Below are 16579 nucleotides of genomic sequence, written 5' to 3' on the forward strand. Positions count from 1 at the left end.
GGGAGTTGAGCCAGCTGCTGGGTCGCACCCCGACGGTGACCGAGCTGGCCGAAGCGGTTGAGCTGCCGGAGGAGGAGGTCAAAGACCTGCTCTGCCGGGCACGCCAGCCGGTGAGCCTGGAGACCAAGGTGGGCGACGGCGATGACACCGAACTGATCGACCTGCTGGCAGGCGATGGCGAACTGCCCGAGGAGCGGGTGGATGGGGAGTGCCTCAAGGGCGACCTGCGGGCCCTGCTGGAGCAGCTGCCGGAACTGCAGGGCCGGGTGCTGAAGATGCGCTACGGCATCCCCTGCGCCGACAACCCCGAGGGCGGCAACAGCGAACCGATGAGCCTGAGCACGATCGCCAAGGTGCTGGGCATGAGCCGCGACAAAACCCGCAATCTGGAGCGCAAGGCCCTTGATGGGGTGCGCGCCAATTCACCAATGCTGGAGGGCTACCTAGTCGCCTGATCTCGGTAGCCCGTCAACTGGTTAACCGATCAACCGATCAACTGGTGGCGCTCACGGAGCGGGCGATCAGCACGGTGAGCATCAGAATTGCCAGCAACACCTGCAATGACATCACCAACTTGGCCGTCCGTGACATCACCACTTCGGAAGTTGGGCCATAGGTGGAGTTGACATTCAGCGAGATAAACAGGTAGTCAATGATGTGGGGCTCGGGTGGAGCCTGCCCCTCCCGGTTCGGCCATATAAAGGCCCCGCCGGGGGTACTCACATCGAGGAAGATATACACAAACATAAACACCAGCACGCTTTCCATATACACGGCCGCCACATCCCAAAGCCCGCCCAGGCCGCCTCCCTGATGTTGATCTGCACTCGCCACCATCGATAACACGTTAGTTATCACCTGAACCATGGAAAACAGCAGGTAAACCAGGGCCCAGCGAAACAATTCGCGCTTCTGGCCGCGAAACAGGCTGATCGCCAGCCCCAGGGTAATGGCGACGAAGACAATGGTGCCTGCTAAATCAACTGAATGCACCAGATTATCTAGATCTGGGCTTATCAGTTTTCGGTTCTTGAGGTGGCCCACCAGCAGCAGATCCACCATCCAAACGCCCGTGGTGGAGGCGATAACGGCCAGCCGGCCCCCACCACGGGTGAGCCGATCGCGCAGCAGATCAGCTGGCCCCCCAGCTGCTTGTTGAGGCTCCAGGGAGCCCATTGGGTCACCCTTGGTCATCGGGCTAGACCTGCAATGGGTTTCAGAAGAACTGGTCGAAATTATCGAAGTCCACGGCACTGAATGTGCCATCCTCCACCTGGCCCATCAGCCGCTCCAGCTGCACCCATAGCGCTCCTGCAGTGGCGATCGAGAGCACAAACGACACCAGTAAGGCCACGCCTGCGGAGAAGCCGAACACCTGCAGGCTGCCACCGATGAACAGGGTGATGCCGATCACCACCCCGAAGTACGGCAGGGTGATGGTGTAGCTGCCAAGGGGCAGCAGGGCCAGCCGATCCTGTTTCCAGCCTTCAAGCTTGTTTTCCACCATTTTGGCGAAGGTGAGGCCGCAGAGCACACCGATTGCCAAGCCCACCCCTGCCACCAGGTAGGGGGGCTGCATCACCACGGCGTATTCCAGCAGGTATTCGGCCGCATCCAGGTCGCCGTAGTCGCCCTGAGCCAGATCCAGGGCGGCCTCGCTGAGGTTGATCGGCGCGGGCATCAACGCAGCGAACACGGCGGCAGGAAAACAGCTGGGGAGACCCTAGCGGCGCTGCCCTCTCAGGGTCCCCAGCGCTGGGACCCCAGGAAGGTGAGCTCCACCAGATCGCTGGCCTGGTTGTCGCCAGGCTTGAGCCGCAGCCTGAACCCGCCCAGGTCGAGGTTCGGGAGGCTCCTGAAGGCCGCCGCCACCCTGGCGCGGCTGAGGTTGGGGCCCGCCTTCTCCAGGGCGGCGGTGAGCCAGCGGGCCGCCAGGAACCCCTCCAGGCTCGAGTAGCCATAGCTGGCCACCTTCTGCTGCCGCTGCATCAACCGCTGGTATTGGGCTACCACCGGCACCCTCCGGTTCCAGGGGAAGGGAACCACCTGGGAGATGCCGATGCCATTGGCCTGGCCACCGGGCAGGGCATCCTGCAGACCCTCGATGCCGACCGGCGAGAGGTTCATCAGCTGGGCCCTGCTGCCGAGTCGGGAAAGGTCGCGGCTCAGGGAGGCGGAGCTGGTGAAGGTGGCGATCACCAGCACGGCATTGGCATTGGCAGCGACAACCTGCCGGGCGGCGGCGGCGGTGTTGGTGGAGTTGCGCTGTACGCCGGCAATGGCCACGGGCCGCAGGTTGTGGCGGGCAAGGGCTGCCTGGCTGGAACGCAGCCCATCTTCCCCATAGGCATCCTGGATATGCACCACCGCCACCTGGTGGCGGCCGTCCCGCACCAGGTGGTCGATCACCTGATCGATCTCCGCCTGGTAGCTGGCCCGCATGTTGAACACCATGGGGCGAAAGGGTTTCAGCAAGGCCCTCGCCCCGGTTCGCGGAGCCACAAAAGGAATCCCCACCTTCTCCACCAGGGGAAGGATTGCCTTGGAGTTCGCCGTGCCGAAAATGCCGATCAGGGCGATGGCCTGCTGCCGCTCAACCAGCCGGCGCGTATTGCGCAGGGTGAGCTGGGGGTCGTAGCTGTCATCCAGGCTCACCAGGCGCAACCGTCGGCCATGGATCCCGCCGCGCCGGTTCACCTCGGCAAACCAGGCGAGCAGGCCTTGCTGGTAATCCTTGGCCGTCTGGGCAGAGGGCCCGCTGAAGGGGGCCGACTGGCCGATCACCAGCTCCCTGGGGCCGCTGGGAGGCACCCGCGGCGCCGGGGCCGAGCGCACTAGCAGGGGTACGAGCAGGGGTAGCAGCAGCAGGGCAAGTCTGCGTCTTGCGGGTAGGGTCGACGCCATCTGCCTCCTTAAACCGGTGCGGAAGCAGCGGCGCTGGAATCTGCTCGCCACTCTGGCGCTTCTACTGGCGGTGATTCTGGCCTTTGTTGCGATCACCCGCATCGACATCACCCCGGTGCAGACCCGTGATGCCCTGCGGCTTTCCACCTCAGCGCGATCCCTCACCGTCGACCCTCGCCAGCTGCCCTCCAGCGGCTGGACCACCCTGCGCGGTCAGCTGCTCAATGCCGGCGAAGCCAGGGTGGATCAGGACGCCCTCGAGGCGGCCCCCTTGCACGTCCAAGTCGGGGTGTACGCCAACACCACCTCGGAGCTCGATCTGAGCGTGCCGAGCTATGCCTCCAGCGGCTACATCTGGATGGTCTGGGATGGGACCCTGCAGGCCTATCTCGAGGGGGCCGGCATCACGATCGACGAGCGCATCAACCTGCTCAACACCCTGATCACCGACGCCCCGCCGGAACTCGATCCGGTCGGGGATGGCCCCGAACGGCTAGCGGATGGGGGCTACTACCAGCTGTTCACCTACCGGGGCCGCTACCTGGTCGATCAGGCCAGCTTTCGCCACTACCCCTTCATGAGCGTCAGCTTGCCGGTGCTGATCGAGGCGAATGATCTCGATGGCAGCCTCAGCTACGAGCAGCTGCGGCTCGAGCCCGATATCCGCAACAGCGGCATGGGCTTCAATGCCCGCATCCTCGGCTGGCTCAACCAGGGCTGGTCAATCGCCGAATACCGCCACCAGTACGCCACCAATTTCGGTCTGGGTGGCAGCGAAAGTGATTACAGCCTGGTGTTGTATGAGATCTCCATCGGCACCTCAGCCTGGGCATCAGTTTGGCGCCTACTGCTGCCGCTGGCGGTGCTGATGGCGATGGTGCTGCTGGTGTTCAAAGTGCGCCCCGATGAGCAGGATGCCCGGGCCAGCATTCCGGTGACCGTGCTGCTCACCCTGGTGTTTCTGCAGCAGACCTACCGCAGTGATTTGCCCCTTCTGCCCTTTCTCACCTTCCTGGACCAGGTGTATGTGGTGGCCTATGTAGTCACCCTGATGGCCTTCGTGCTGGTGATCTGGATCGGCCGCCGCTATGCCGACATGGAGGTGATGGAGGATCCCGAGATGAAGGCACTGGTGAGGGACCGGCTAGAGCAACTCGATAACAGCTGGCCCGTAGTGGTGGTGATCTTCAGCAGCCTGGCGATCGCCGTGGCCTGGTTCACGATTCCGCCCGGAGCCTGAGCAGCTCAGGCCGCCATCGGGCTGGCCGGCTGGATGGCTCGACCCACCAGTCGCTGGATCAGGCGTTGGGCCAGACGCTGGGGACCGAAGGTGCGCTGCAGCAATCTCAGCAGGCTGCGCAGGTCTTCGGTATTGAGCCGGTCATCGCGCACCAGGGTGAGCAGTAGCCGTTGGCGCAGGCTGCTGCCCTCCTGCCCCAGCAGCAGCTTGAGGCCGGCTCCCGCCACGGGCAGCAGGGCCGTGCCGCCGCTCTGGTCAGCCTCAACCACTGCCAGCAGGTTTTCCAGCCGTTCAATGCGCAGCCGCCCCTCGGGGTCAAACAGCACTTCGAGCAGCTTCTCGCGCATCTCACTGGTGTCGCCCGCCAGCAGCCGCCGGGCCACATAGGGATAGGCCACGTTGATGATCTTGAAGCCGGGGTCGAGGCGCAGGGCCAGGCCCTCCTGGCTCACCACGGCCCGGATGATCAAAGCGAAGCGGGCCGGCACCCGGAAGGGGTAGTCGTACATCAGCTCCGAGAAGCGGTCGGTGATCGCCTTGAAGTTGAAGCTGCCCACATTTTCACCGAGGGCCCCGCCCAGAACATCCTCCAGGGCAGGGATGATCGGCTCCAGGTCAGCCTTGGGATTGAGGAAACCCAGGCAGATGAAATCGTGGGCCAGGGCACGGAAGTCGCGGTTGATCAGGTGAACCACCGCACTGGTGAGGGTGAGGCGGTCGCTGTCACTGATCGAATCCATCATCCCGAAATCCACGTAGGCCACATGGCCGAGGGCTCCGGTTTTTCCCGTCAGAGCAAAGAGGTTGCCCGGGTGGGGATCGGCATGGAAATAGCCAAATTCGAGCAGTTGCTGCAGGCCGGCGATCACGCCGGTGCGGATCAGGGCCGCCGGGTCGAGATTGCGGGCCTCAAGGGCCTGGCGTTCCTGCAGCTTGGTGCCATTGATCCACTGGGTGGTGAGCACATGTTCGGAGGAGAGGAGCCGCTCCACGCGGGGCACGGTCACCTCGCTCTGGTTGGCAAAGAGGTCGGCGAACCTTTCGGCGTTGTTGGCCTCAAGCCTGTAGTCGATCTCCTCGAACAGGGTGGAGCCGAATTCATCGATGATGTCCCCGAGTCCGAAACCGAGGTTCAGGGGCAGCAACGGGGCCGTCAGCACCGCCAGCAGCCGGATGATCACCAGATCCCGCCGCAGGATCCAGGGCAGGTTGGGGCGCTGCACCTTCACCGCAACCCAGTGCCCATCGCTGAGCTGGGCCTTGTAGACCTGCCCCAGGCTGGCGGCGGCCACGGGGAAATCGGGGAACTGCTCGAACAACTGGTCGGCCGGAGCCCCCAGTTCCCGCTCGATCGTCGCCAGGGCAATGGCGTGGGGGAAGGGCGGCAGGTTGTCCTGGAGCTGGGTGAGCTGGTCCAGCCAATCCCTGCGCACCAGGTCTGGCCGGGTGGAGAGGGCCTGGCCCACCTTGATGAAGCAGGGGCCCAGGGCAGTGAGGGTATGGAGAATCCTGCGGCCCAACTGCTTCTGCACCTCGGCATCACTGCTGTTGCCCTGCACCACCAGCACAAGCCCAAGGCTGGACAGTTGCCAGGCCACAACCAGCAGCCGGCTCACCAGCAGCCACGGACGCAGCAGTAGCCAGCGCAGGTCCCTAGCCGGATCGTAGGCAGGGTCTGGGGTCTTTCCAGAGCTTTTCCCAGGGCTCTTTCCGGGGATTTTCCCGGGGCTGGTTTCGGCGCTCTTCACAGGCACGGCAGCCGTTCGCTCGTCAGACTCTAGAAACGCGATCCGCCCACCCATGGGTCTGCCGCTGCACCTACCGGCCCACGGCCGCGGCAGGGGTCTCTCACCGGCCCTGGCGGCCCTGCTGCGCCAGCGGCCAGGCAGCTGGGACCTGCCGGAATTACCCCAGTTCGGCGGTCCACTAGTCGATGGCGGCGCCGTGGCCGCGGCCCAGCAGCGCTGCGCCCGCCAGCTCGGGGCCGATGGGGTGTGGTTTGGGGTCAATGGGGCCACCGGCCTGCTACAGGCTGGATTGCTGGCCCTGGCCCCCCCAGGCAGCCGGGTGCTGCTGCCCCGCAACCTGCACCGCTCCCTGCTTCATGCCTGCGTGCTGGGTCAGCTGCGGCCCCTGCTATTCAACCTGCCCTTCGATCCGGCAACCGGCCTCTGGCTGCCCCCCAGCCCTACCCACCTGGCCCAGGTGCTGGACGCCGCCGCAGTCGCTGGCCCGGTGGCTGCCCTGGTGCTGGTTTCGCCCAGCTATCAGGGCCAACGGGCCGATCTGCCCGCCCTGGTGGCCCTGGCCCAGCAGCGCGGTCTACCGGTGCTGGTTGACCAGGCCCATGGCCGCGCTGAGGCCCTCTCTGCCGGCGCCGATCTGGTGGTGCTCTCCAGCCAGAAGGCCGCGGGCGGTCTGGCCCAGAGTGCGGCCCTGTTGCTGCAGGGGCAGCGGGTGGACCGCCAGGCCCTGGCCAGGGCCCTGCTATGGCTGCAGACCTCCAGCCCCAGCGCCCTACTGCTGGCCTCCGCCGAGGCGGCCCTCACCGAGCTCACCAGCCCGGCGGGGCTTGGCCGCTGGCGGCGGGCCTGCCGGGTGGGGGAGCGGCTGCAGCGCCACTGCCGGGCGGCCGGGCTGACCCTGGTCGCCAATGACGATCCCCTGCGGCTGGTGCTCAACACCGCGGCCCTGGGCATCAACGGTCTCGCCGCCGATGCCTGGCTGCTGGAAAGGCAGGTGATCGCCGAGTTACCCGAGCCGGGGGCGCTGACCTTCTGCCTGGGGCTGGCGCCGCCAGCGGGGCTGGTGTGGCGCCTACCCCGCCAGCTGGAGCGGCTGCGGCATGCCCTGGGTGGCGATCCCCTGCCGCCCTTCAGCGCGCCACCCCTGCCCCTGGTTGGGGAGCCAGAGCTGCCGCTGGGCCTGGCCTGGCGGGCCTCCTGCGAGGTCGTGACCCTGGCGGCGGCGGTCGGTCGCATCGCCGCCGAGCCCCTCTGCCCCTATCCCCCTGGCATTCCGCTGCTGGTGCCGGGCGAGCGGATCGATCCCGCTCGCGCCGCCTGGCTCCAGAGGCAGGCCAGCCTTTGGCCCGGCCAGATCGCTGATACGGTGAAGGTTGTGGCCGCATAGGGGCCCGGTGATGGACCTGCGCGCACCTGCCGATTCCTACCAGTGGGATTTCGTCACTCCCGGCCTGCCGGATAGTTCCTTTGTGGACGCCCCCGGCTTCAGCCCCACCCCGATGGAGCTGCGGGTGATGCTGCTGGCCCATCTGCGCCCAAGGCCCGACTCCCTGGTTTGGGATGTGGGAGGGGGTACCGGTGCCCTGGCCCTGGAGATTGCCCGCCTGATGCCCAAGGGAGTCGTGCACACCCTCGAGCGCGACCCTGAAGCGATCGAGCTGCTGGAGCAGAACCGGCGCCGCTTTGGGATCACCAACCTGCACATCCACGCCGGTGCCGCCCCCGACGACCTGGCCCAGCTCCCGGCCCACCCAGACCGGGTGCTGCTGGAGGTGGGGCGCCCCCTCGGCGGGGTACTGCTGGCGGTCTGGAAGGCCCTGGTTCCCCAGGGGCGTCTGGTGATCAGCACCGCCAGCCTCGAGGGGCTGGTGGATGCCACCGATACCCTCAGCCAGCTGGCAGCCACGGACGTGCAGGTGGTGCAGGCCACCGTGCACCGCATGCAACGGCGCGGCAGCCAGGCCAAGCTGGCTGCGGCAGAGCCCCTCTTTCTGATCGCAGCTGAGCGCCCATCCCCTGGCGCGACCTGCTGATTGCCGTTGCTGAATCCCGCTTGATTCCCACCCCTCGCACGGCCACCTCCCTGCCCCGACTGCTCAGCGGCTGGGCCGCCGGAGGCTTCGGTTTCGTGGTGGTGATGCTGGGGGGATGGTGGTTCACGGTGGCCCTGGGCCTGATCGTGCACCTGGGGCTGCTGGAGTTCTTCCGGATGGCCCAGTTCAAGGGAATCCGGCCGGCCATCAAAACCACCCTGGTTGCCGTCCAGCTGCTGCTGATCACCACCCAGCTGGCCAGCGGCAGCGCCCTTTTGGGTGGTGATTGGTTTGCCGGCGATGTGGCGGCGGCGGTGCTGCCGGCCTCCGGCGCCGTGATCTGCGGCTGGCTGTTGTTGCAGCCGGTAACCGGCACAATCGCCGACATCGCCGCCTCAATCTTCGGGCTCTTCTATCTGGGCTTCCTGCCCAGCTACTGGATCCGCCTGCGGGAGCTGGAGGGGACCGGCCTGGCCCTCACCCTGCTGGCCTGCTTCCTAATCGTCGCCACCGACATCGGCTCCTACGTGATCGGGCGCCGCCTGGGCCGCCGTCCCCTCTCGCCCATATCACCGGGCAAAACCATCGAGGGGGCCCTGGGCGGGGTTGGCTGCGCCATGGCGGTCGGCGCCCTGGGCGGCAGCTGGATCGGCTGGAGCTGGGGCTGGCTGATCGGCGCGGTGCTGGGTGCGGTGGTGGCCCTATTCGCCCTGGTGGGGGATCTCACCGAATCGATGATGAAACGGGATGCGGGCCTGAAGGACTCCGGCGATGCAATCCCCGGCCACGGCGGCGTCCTCGATCGGATCGACAGCTACCTGTTCGTGCCGGCGGTGGTTTACTCCCTGGTCACCTTGGTACTGCCCCTGGTGCAGCGCTAAGCGCTGACCCGGGCCGCCCCCAGCAGTTGCAGCATGCCCGCCTCCAGGCGGGCAGCGCCGATGGTGATGCCGGGATCCATCGGCAGCAGGTAGCTGGGGCTGCCCGCCACACAGCGAATCTCCACACTGCCGCCAACGGAGGCAACGGTGGTTTCCTGTTCGATCGGATCGGGGCGGCCCTGGGCCAGGGCAGTCAGCACCAGCTTGTCGTGGTGGATGCGCACCCCGCCCAGGGGCACGATTCCCAGCAGGGTTTCGCCCAGGCTGTCGGCCAGGGAGCGCCAGCGGGGGGCGGCCAGGGAGCGGGTCAGGCCAGCAGGGGTGAAACTCACCTGGCCCTGGATCTGAAAAGCCTGCTCCAGCTGAAGGGGCTGGCCCCTGAGCAGGTTGCCGACATGCACCTGTATCGGACCACTGGCCAACTCCACCAGCTCTAGGTGGAATTGCTGATACACCACACGCCTGGCCAGCAGCCGCACCCCAGCCAGCCGGCCCCGCAGCAGCTGCAGGGGCGAGCCCTCCAAGCGGATCTCGAGACTGTCTATCGACTGACACTGCTGGCGAACCCAAAGCTGCAAGCCCCGGGCCAGCAGCTGCATCACCGGTCGGGAGGCCTTGGCATTCGGGGTTTCGCCTGGAATATCGCTGGGACTGTCGCCTGGACTGCTCATAGCCGGGGGGGTGGGGTTAGCCAGCTGGTCACCACGCTGGTGGCTTGGTCAAGGTGGGGCAGGTGGCCGCAATTCTCCAGTTCACTCACCCGCTCTCCTAACAGAGCCAGGGCGGCCCGTTTCAGCGGTGGCCGCAGGATGCGATCGTCCGCCCCCCAGAGCACGCTGATCGGCTGCGGGGGCAGGGGTGCTCCGCAGCCGGCAAAGCCGCCCGAGCGGGCGAAGCGTCGCAGGGCCTCGGCCCAGCCGGGGCTCTGCAGGTGCAGGGAGGCGATTTCCAATTCCGCCGGGCCCACGGCGCTGTCGGGGTCGGCAAAGGCAGCGCGACAAAGGCCCCGGCGCACGCCGGGCAGGGCCAGAAAGCGCACCCCCAGACCATCGAGCAAGGGCGGCAGCGGCATGGGCCGCCCCGTGAGGCCGGCGGGCGCAAGCAACAACAGCCGCTCCACCTGCTGGGGCAGGCGCCGGGCCAACTCCACCGCCACCGCACCGCCCATGGATGCCCCGATCAAGCCCAAGGGAGCTGGGTTGCGCTGGCCAATTGCCCGCACCAGTAGCTCCAGGTGGCGCAGCACCCCGCTGGGGCCGTAGTCAGCAGCGGCGGGTCGGGGACAGAAACCGAAGCCAAACAGGTCGGGGATGAACAGCTGGGCTCCGCTGGCAGCCAGCAGCGGGGCCAGCCGCCGGAATTCCAGAAAGGAACTGTCGAAGCCGTGCAGCAACAGCACCGGTGGCCCTTCGCCCAGCACGGCCACGGGCCAGGAGCCCCAATCGATGGGGCCCAGGCCTGGCAGCTGCCACCACTCCACCTGGGCCGCCAGGGCCCGGCCCTGGGGATCTAGCAGGCTTCGCGCCGCTTCGCGCACCAGCTCCTGCTCGGGGGCAGCCAGGGTTTTCAAGCTGGCTGGCGCTCACTGCTGCAGGTGCTCACCAGGGCGGCCAGCAGATCCGAGGAGCCCACGGCAAAGGGCAGGTGGTGCAGGTCGGAATCGGCACGACAGGCAAAAGCGCAGGCCTGCTCGAGCTCCTGCAGGCTCTCCCCCGCCAGGCCCAGCTGCTCCAGGTTGACGGGCAGCCCTAGCCGGCGGAACAGGGGCAGCAGCTGACGGCGGGCCTGGGCTGCGAGCTGGTTTCCGCCCAGCACCTCTTCGAGACGCAGTTGCACCAAGACCCCGAAACCCACCTTCTCGCCATGCAGATGGCCATGGCTGGCCGGAAGCTGGGTAAGGCCGTTGTGCACAGCATGGGCAGCCACGGTGCGGCAGCGGGCCCCGCCAATGCCACCGATCAGCCCGGCAGTCAAACCACAGGCCTCGACCACCCGCTCCCAGGCGGCGCCATGGGGATCGTGCAGGGCTGCTTCAGCTTCCAACATCAGCTGATCGCGCAGCACCCGGGCCATCTGCACCGTCTGCTGCACCAGTCCATCGCCGCTGGAACCACTGCTCACCGAGGCCTCATACCACTTGGCCATGGCGTCGGCGATGCCGCTGGCCAGGGTGCGGGGTGGGGCTAAGCGCACCAGGCTGTGGTCAAAGATCAGCAGGTCGGGGCAGCGGGCCAAGGCGACATCGCCCAGAAAGGCGCCCTCGGGGGTGTAGACGTTGGCCAGGGCCGTCCAGCCGGCACAGGTGGCCGCACTGGTGGGCACCGTGATGCAGCTCAGACCGTGGCGGTGGGCGAGCAGTTTGCCGGCGTCCAGCACCTTGCCGCCGCCCATGGCGATCACCGCATCAGAGCGGTGCAGCTCCAGTTCAGCGGCGAGACGAGTGAGATCGGCTTCGCAGCAGTCGTAGCGGAGCTCGGCTGTGGAAACGTCCAAACCGGCGGCCTCCAGATCGGCCCTGCGGCTCTGGCGCAGACCAGCGGTGGCGGCACTGCGGCCAAGCAGCAGGGGACGCTGGGCCAGGGACGCGATGGGCCCTAGCGCCTGGTCCCAAGCGCCCGGGCCCCGCAGCACCTGGGCCGGCGCAATCGAGTGGTGATTAACGGGGTTGATCATCCCAGCCCGATCACTTTCAGACGCCAGCACCAGCAAGCTCGAGCTCGGCCGGCAGCGCTACCTGCTTGCGAATCACCACCTGCTTGTCGTCGTTGACGTCCACCAGGGCTGAATCGCCATCGCCGATCCGGCCGCTGAGGAATTCCTCGGCCAGGGAGTCTTCGAGCAGGCGCATCACGGCGCGGCGCAGCGGGCGGGCTCCGTAGGAGGGGTTGTAGCCCTCTTCCACCAGGCGCTCCTTGAAGGCCTCGGTGACAGATAGGGCAATACCTTTCTCCAACATGCGGCCGAAGACCTCCTTGAGCATGATCTCGGCGATGATCTTGACCTCGTCACGGGTGAGTTGACGGAAGACGATGATCTCGTCGAGACGGTTGAGGAATTCGGGGCGGAAGTACTGCTTGAGCTCCTCATTTACAAGGGAACGGATCCGGTTGTAGTTGGTTTCATCCGCATCCCCCCCGCCGAATTCAAAGCCAAGGCCACCGCCGCCCTTTTCGATCACCTTCGAACCAATGTTCGAGGTCATGATGATTAGGGTGTTCTTGAAGTCGACCGTGCGGCCCTTGGAATCGGTCAGGCGACCGTCTTCGAGCAGCTGCAGCAGCAGGTTGAACACATCGGGATGGGCCTTCTCGATCTCATCGAAGAGCACCACGGTGTAGGGGCGACGCCGCACCGCTTCGGTGAGCTGACCACCTTCATTGAAGCCCACATATCCGGGAGGAGAGCCGATCAGCTTGCTGACCGTGTGGCGCTCCATGAATTCGGACATGTCGAGGCGGATCATTGAATCCTCGCTGCCGAAGAAGTAAGCCGCCAGGGATTTGGTCAGCTCGGTTTTACCCACGCCGGTGGGGCCGGAGAAGATGAAACTGGCGATGGGGCGGTTGGGGTTCTTGAGGCCTACCCTGGCCCGGCGGATCGCCCGGGAGACGGCCTTGACCGCCTCGTCCTGGCCGATCAGACGCTGGTGGAGGGTGTCCTCCATGTTCAGCAACTTGGCCGATTCGCTCTCAGTGAGCTTCTGCACCGGCACACCGGTCCAGGAAGCCACGATGTGGGCGATGTCCTCTTCGGTGACCATCGGCGTGCGCACGAGATCGATGGGGGCATCGGTCAGGGCGACGTCAACAGCTTCGCTGCTGCCAGCGGGCTCTTCATCCTTGCGGGCCTGCAAGATCGAGCGGATCTGATCGCGCAGCTCTACCTCCTTGTCACGCAGTTCACCGGCCTTGGTGAAGTCCTGCTCGCGCACGGCATCTTCCTTGTCCTTCTGGACAGAGCGCAACTGCTTATCCACCTCCTTCGCGGCCGGGGGCAGCTTCGAATTCATCAACCTGACCCGGCTACCGGCCTCATCGACCAGGTCAATCGCCTTATCCGGCAGGAAGCGGTCGGAGATATAGCGATCCCCCAGGGTGGCCGCAGCAATCAGGGCCTCATCGGCGATCTTGAGCCGGTGGTGGGTTTCATAGCGCTCCTTGAGGCCGCGCAGGATTTCGATCGTTTCATCGACGGAGGGTTCGCCCACCATCACCGGCTGGAAGCGGCGCTCGAGGGCGGCATCGCGCTCGATGTGTTTGCGGTATTCATCCAAGGTGGTGGCGCCGATGCACTGCAGCTCACCTCGCGCCAAGGCTGGTTTGAGGATGTTGGCGGCATCGATGGCACCCTCGGCGGCCCCCGCCCCGATCAGGGTGTGCACCTCGTCGATCACCAGGATCACGTTGCCGGCGCTGCGGATCTCCTCCATGATTTTTTTGAGCCGCTCCTCGAATTCACCCCGGTACTTGGTGCCGGCCACCAGGAGTCCGATGTCCAGGGTGAGAACGCGCTTCTCTTCGAGGATGTCCGGGATATCGCCGGAGTTGATGCGCTGGGCCAAACCCTCGGCGATGGCAGTCTTGCCGACGCCGGGCTCGCCAATCAGCACGGGGTTGTTCTTGGTGCGGCGACCCAGGATCTGGATCACCCGCTCAATTTCATTTTGGCGGCCCACCACCGGGTCGAGCTTGCCGTCGGCGGCCTGCTGGGTGAGGTTGGTGCCGAATTCGTCGAGGGTGGGGGTTTTGGTGGAACCCTTGCCACCCCCGCCGCCTGCGCTCACCTCAGCGGTTTCGCCGAGCATGCGGATCACCTGGGTGCGCACCTTGGCCAGGTCGACGCCGAGGTTCTCGAGCACCCGGGCAGCGACCCCTTCGCCCTCGCGGATCAGACCCAGCAGCAGGTGCTCGGTGCCGATGTAATTGTGGCCCAACTGGCGGGCCTCCTCGAGGGAGAGCTCGAGCACCCGCTTGGCCCGGGGGGTGAAGGGAATCTCGACGGCCACGAAGCCGGAGCCCCGGCCGATGATCTTCTCAACTTCGACGCGGGCATCCTTGAGGTTGACGCCCATCGACTTGAGCACCTTGGCCGCCACGCCGGTACCCTCGCCGATCAGACCCAGCAGAATCTGTTCAGTGCCCACAAAGTTGTGGCCAAGGCGGCGGGCCTCTTCCTGGGCCAGCATGATCACCTTGATGGCTTTCTCGGTAAACCGCTCGAACATGGGCCGGGGCCTGGTACAAGTTGATCCAAGCTACCAGGGTTATCGGGTGCTTTGTGGTTTAGGTTCGCTGAAAGCCAGATCCGTTGCTGCTACAGGCAGTCAGCGGGCTTTTGCAAACAACTTGGGCCCCTGAAGTAGCGGTTTTCAGCAATAAGAAAAGCCGGTTATCCACACCCTGGCTCTTCATCTTTGCTTGCTGTTAGCCGCAGCCATTGGATCAGGGCATCGTCCCCATTGCGGTAGTAACCGCGACGCAGCCCCCCATCCCGGAAGCCGCAACGGCGATAGAGGGCCACCGCGGCGCCGTTGCCAGGGGCAACCTCCAGGGTTGCGTGCAGGGCGCCGCTGGCACGGGCGATCTCCAGCAGGGCCTCCAGCACCCTGCCGCCCAGGCCCAGGCGTCTCTGCTCTGGAGCAACCGCCAGCAGGGTGATGTGCAGTTCATCGAGCACCAGCCAGCCGCAGGCCATGGCCAGCAGGTGCTCCCCCCGCCAGAGCCCCACCCCAGACCGGCCCTGATCGGCCAACTCAATCTGCCATTGGCTGGCGCTCCAGAGGCCCCCCAGGCTGGCCCTGTCGAGGTCGAGGCAGGCCCGCCAATCGTCGGGTATCAGCAGGGACTGGCGCAGCGGCGCCAAGGGCTTCCGTACATTCATGGTCCCTAGACCCGCGCGGCCCCAGCCATGGTGACCTCCCGTGAGCCCCTCGCGCCTTCACGGCCGTTTGAGGTTGACCAAGACCTATCCAGCCCCAACCGCAACCTCACCCCCCTGACCACCCGGCTGGACGGGGAGGGGCGCCTGAGCCTGGGGGACTGCACCCTCAGCGACCTGGCCCGCCGTTACGGCACTCCCCTCTACGTGCTCGACGAGACCACCCTGCGGGCCACCTGCCGCGCCTATCGCGAAGCCCTGGCCCGGCACTATCCGGGCGAAGCTCTGGCCCTATATGCCTCCAAGGCCAACAGCTCCCTGGCGATCACGGCCCTAGTGGCCGCCGAGGGATTGGGCCTCGATGCGGTCTCGGCCGGAGAACTGCTGACCGCTTTCCAGGGCGGCATGGCCGGCGAGCGGATCGTGCTGCACGGCAACAACAAGAGTCGCGAGGAGCTGGCCCTGGCCGTGGCCCACGGGGTCACCGTGGTGGCGGACAACTGGCGGGACCTGGAGCTGCTGGCTGAGCTGGCACCGGACTTCCTAGGGCCGGCGCGACTGATGCTGCGCTTTACGCCCGGCATCGAGTGTCATACCCATGAGTACATCCGCACGGGACACCTCGACAGCAAGTTTGGCTTCGATCCCGACCAGCTCGAGGCGGTGCTGCGGCACCTGACGACCTGCCCCTGGGCCCGTCTCACCGGGCTGCACGCCCACATCGGCTCCCAGATCTTCGAACTGCAGCCCCACCGCGATCTGGCCGCGGTGCTGGCCGACGCCCTGGCCCTGGCCCGATCCCTTGGCCATCCCGTGGAGGATCTCAACGTGGGCGGGGGCCTCGGGATCCGCTACGTGGCCAGCGACGATCCGCCTTCAATCGATGCCTGGGTGCGCACGGTGGCCGAAGCGGTGGTGGAGGCCTGCCGGGAGAGGGGGCTCGTTCTGCCGCGGCTGCTCTGCGAACCCGGCCGCTCCCTGGTGGCGACGGCGGGGGTCACCCTCTACGAGGTGGGCAGCCGCAAACCCATCCCGGGCCTGCGTACCTATCTCTCCGTAGATGGCGGCATGAGTGACAACCCCAGGCCGATCACCTATCAGTCTCAGTACACAGCCCTGTTGGCCGATCGCCCCATGGCCGAGCCCAACGAAACCGTCACCGTGGCCGGCAAGCACTGCGAATCCGGCGACGTGTTGCTCAAGGATCTAGCCCTGCCCCCTGCCACCGCTGGGGATGTGCTGGTGGTATTCGCCACCGGTGCCTACAACGCCTCGATGGGCTCCAATTACAACCGCATCCCCCGGCCAGCGACCGTGCTGGTTGCGGAGGGATCTGCCGAACTGGTGCAGCGTCGCGAGCAGCCGGAAGACCTACTGCGCTACGACGTTCTGCCATCCCGACTCCGCTACCTAGGCTGAGCTGAGTGTCAGGAGGGGCTGTGGTCGGGCCGCAACTTGGGGGGTTGCTTCGCCTCATCGATCCGCGCCTGCTCCTGGATCTGCTGTTTGCGACCAGCCTGGGGGTCTTGGTGCTGGGCCGGATCACCGAAGCCCGCACCCTCTGGCTGCTGCGCGGCTATCTGCTGCTAGTGGCCCTGGCCTGGGTCGTGCAGAGATACGCCAATCTGCCCCTCACCAGTAAATTGGTGGATGCGCTGGTGCTGGCCTGCAGCCTGGCTCTAGCGATTCTCTGGCAGGGGGAGCTGCGGCGCTTGATGGAGTTGCTCGGCACCGGCAGGCTCGGGGTGCTGTTTGACAACCGCAGCAGCGACCAGCTGGGCTCAGGTTCGGTGGCCATACTCAGCGAGGCTGCCGGGCGCCTTTCCCAGGCCCGCCGCGGCGGCCTGATCGTGGTGGACCTGGGCTGTGATCTGCGGCCCGAGGATTTTCTCAACCCCG

General features: G+C 66.3%; 15 protein-coding genes and 2 pseudogenes. 7 read left to right on the forward strand and 10 right to left on the reverse strand.

Annotated elements, in window-relative coordinates; all coding sequences use genetic code 11:
- A partial coding sequence (locus KBZ07_RS06175) for a sigma-70 domain-containing protein (RefSeq protein WP_315860142.1) occupies positions 1-455 on the forward strand: 455 nt, incomplete at its 5' end.
- 37 nt (positions 456-492) lie between these two features.
- Here the strand turns inward: KBZ07_RS06175 and KBZ07_RS06180 are convergent.
- Genes KBZ07_RS06180 through KBZ07_RS06190 form a run of 3 tightly spaced genes read right to left on the reverse strand, consistent with a single transcriptional unit; the run spans position 493 to position 2904 of the window.
- Positions 493-1194 carry a hypothetical protein gene (locus KBZ07_RS06180; protein ID WP_254930791.1) on the reverse strand — a complete coding sequence of 234 codons (702 nt, stop codon included), beginning with the start codon at positions 1192-1194 and terminating at the stop codon, positions 493-495.
- Positions 1195-1216: 22 nt separating this feature from the next.
- Positions 1217-1681, reverse strand: coding sequence for a hypothetical protein (locus KBZ07_RS06185; RefSeq protein ID WP_254930803.1), 465 nt, complete (start codon positions 1679-1681; stop codon positions 1217-1219).
- A gap of 59 nt (positions 1682-1740) precedes the next feature.
- Positions 1741-2904: an ABC transporter substrate-binding protein gene (locus tag KBZ07_RS06190; protein ID WP_254930792.1), complete on the reverse strand. Its 1164-nt coding sequence runs from the start codon at positions 2902-2904 to the stop codon at positions 1741-1743.
- 16 nt (positions 2905-2920) lie between these two features.
- Here KBZ07_RS06190 and KBZ07_RS06195 point away from each other — a divergent pair, with 16 nt between their 5' ends.
- Positions 2921-4144 carry a hypothetical protein gene (locus KBZ07_RS06195; protein WP_254930793.1) on the forward strand — a complete coding sequence of 408 codons (1224 nt, stop codon included), beginning with the start codon at positions 2921-2923 and terminating at the stop codon, positions 4142-4144.
- 5 nt (positions 4145-4149) lie between these two features.
- On the opposite strand, the gene KBZ07_RS06200 is transcribed toward KBZ07_RS06195, so the two are convergent.
- Positions 4150-5862, reverse strand: coding sequence for an AarF/ABC1/UbiB kinase family protein (locus tag KBZ07_RS06200; RefSeq protein WP_254930804.1), 1713 nt, complete (start codon positions 5860-5862; stop codon positions 4150-4152).
- An 82-nt stretch (positions 5863-5944) separates the two neighbouring features.
- On the opposite strand from KBZ07_RS06200, the gene KBZ07_RS06205 reads away from it, so the two are divergent.
- From KBZ07_RS06205 to KBZ07_RS06215, 3 genes are read left to right on the forward strand one after another with little or no spacing between them, the layout of a single operon-like run.
- Entirely contained in the window at positions 5945-7276 is a 1332-nt protein-coding gene (locus tag KBZ07_RS06205) for a lysine decarboxylase (RefSeq protein WP_254930794.1), read from the forward strand.
- A gap of 10 nt (positions 7277-7286) precedes the next feature.
- Positions 7287-7922: a precorrin-6Y C5,15-methyltransferase subunit CbiT gene (gene cbiT, locus KBZ07_RS06210; protein WP_254930795.1), complete on the forward strand. Its 636-nt coding sequence runs from the start codon at positions 7287-7289 to the stop codon at positions 7920-7922.
- Between the two features lie 20 nt (positions 7923-7942).
- On the forward strand, positions 7943-8803 hold the full coding sequence (locus KBZ07_RS06215; RefSeq protein WP_254930796.1) for a phosphatidate cytidylyltransferase: 861 nt from the start codon (positions 7943-7945) through the stop codon (positions 8801-8803).
- On the opposite strand, the gene KBZ07_RS06220 is transcribed toward KBZ07_RS06215, so the two are convergent.
- The 6 genes and pseudogenes from KBZ07_RS06220 to KBZ07_RS06240 all read right to left on the reverse strand — a co-directional run bounded on the left by KBZ07_RS06220 (position 8800) and on the right by KBZ07_RS06240 (position 14683).
- Positions 8800-9474: a DUF2993 domain-containing protein gene (locus KBZ07_RS06220; protein WP_254930797.1), complete on the reverse strand. Its 675-nt coding sequence runs from the start codon at positions 9472-9474 to the stop codon at positions 8800-8802. The two genes, KBZ07_RS06215 and KBZ07_RS06220, sit on opposite strands and share 4 nt — an antisense overlap.
- Positions 9471-10373 carry an alpha/beta fold hydrolase gene (locus KBZ07_RS06225; RefSeq protein WP_254930798.1) on the reverse strand — a complete coding sequence of 301 codons (903 nt, stop codon included), beginning with the start codon at positions 10371-10373 and terminating at the stop codon, positions 9471-9473. The genes KBZ07_RS06220 and KBZ07_RS06225 overlap by 4 nt, the downstream gene beginning before the upstream one ends.
- The gene (locus tag KBZ07_RS06230) at positions 10370-11476 is read right to left on the reverse strand and encodes an iron-containing alcohol dehydrogenase family protein (protein WP_254930799.1); all 1107 of its coding nucleotides are present in this window, start codon (positions 11474-11476) and stop codon (positions 10370-10372) included. Before KBZ07_RS06230 ends, KBZ07_RS06225 begins: the two co-directional genes overlap by 4 nt.
- Positions 11477-11492: 16 nt before the next feature.
- Entirely contained in the window at positions 11493-12467 is a 975-nt protein-coding gene (locus KBZ07_RS16425) for an AAA family ATPase (protein WP_396123946.1), read from the reverse strand.
- A 252-nt stretch (positions 12468-12719) separates the two neighbouring features.
- Positions 12720-14027, reverse strand: a pseudogene (locus KBZ07_RS16430) (ATP-dependent Clp protease ATP-binding subunit); the annotation flags it as partial.
- Between the two features lie 164 nt (positions 14028-14191).
- Entirely contained in the window at positions 14192-14683 is a 492-nt protein-coding gene (locus KBZ07_RS06240) for a GNAT family N-acetyltransferase (RefSeq protein WP_254930801.1), read from the reverse strand.
- A 27-nt stretch (positions 14684-14710) separates the two neighbouring features.
- On the opposite strand from KBZ07_RS06240, the gene lysA reads away from it, so the two are divergent.
- Positions 14711-16099 (forward strand): diaminopimelate decarboxylase, encoded by a 1389-nt coding sequence (lysA, locus tag KBZ07_RS06245; protein WP_254930802.1) that lies wholly within the window; start codon positions 14711-14713, stop codon positions 16097-16099.
- Between the two features lie 44 nt (positions 16100-16143).
- Positions 16144-16579 (forward strand): annotated as a pseudogene (locus KBZ07_RS06250) (phosphoesterase); the annotation flags it as partial.

Source organism: Cyanobium sp. BA20m-14, assembly GCF_024346295.1.

Excerpts from the sequence above, each read along its gene's own strand:
- KBZ07_RS06180 (WP_254930791.1), bottom strand. The coding sequence starts at position 1,194 with ATGACCAAGGGTGACCCAATGGGCTCCCTGGAGCCTCAACAAGCAGCT.
- KBZ07_RS06185 (WP_254930803.1), bottom strand. The coding sequence starts at position 1,681 with ATGCCCGCGCCGATCAACCTCAGCGAGGCCGCCCTGGATCTGGCTCAG.
- KBZ07_RS06190 (WP_254930792.1), bottom strand. The coding sequence starts at position 2,904 with ATGGCGTCGACCCTACCCGCAAGACGCAGACTTGCCCTGCTGCTGCTA.
- KBZ07_RS06205 (WP_254930794.1), top strand. The coding sequence starts at position 5,945 with ATGGGTCTGCCGCTGCACCTACCGGCCCACGGCCGCGGCAGGGGTCTC.
- cbiT (WP_254930795.1), top strand. The coding sequence starts at position 7,287 with ATGGACCTGCGCGCACCTGCCGATTCCTACCAGTGGGATTTCGTCACT.
- KBZ07_RS06220 (WP_254930797.1), bottom strand. The coding sequence starts at position 9,474 with ATGAGCAGTCCAGGCGACAGTCCCAGCGATATTCCAGGCGAAACCCCG.
- KBZ07_RS06230 (WP_254930799.1), bottom strand. The coding sequence starts at position 11,476 with ATGATCAACCCCGTTAATCACCACTCGATTGCGCCGGCCCAGGTGCTG.
- KBZ07_RS16425 (WP_396123946.1), bottom strand. The coding sequence starts at position 12,467 with ATGGAGGACACCCTCCACCAGCGTCTGATCGGCCAGGACGAGGCGGTC.
- KBZ07_RS06240 (WP_254930801.1), bottom strand. The coding sequence starts at position 14,683 with ATGAATGTACGGAAGCCCTTGGCGCCGCTGCGCCAGTCCCTGCTGATA.
- lysA (WP_254930802.1), top strand. The coding sequence starts at position 14,711 with ATGGTGACCTCCCGTGAGCCCCTCGCGCCTTCACGGCCGTTTGAGGTT.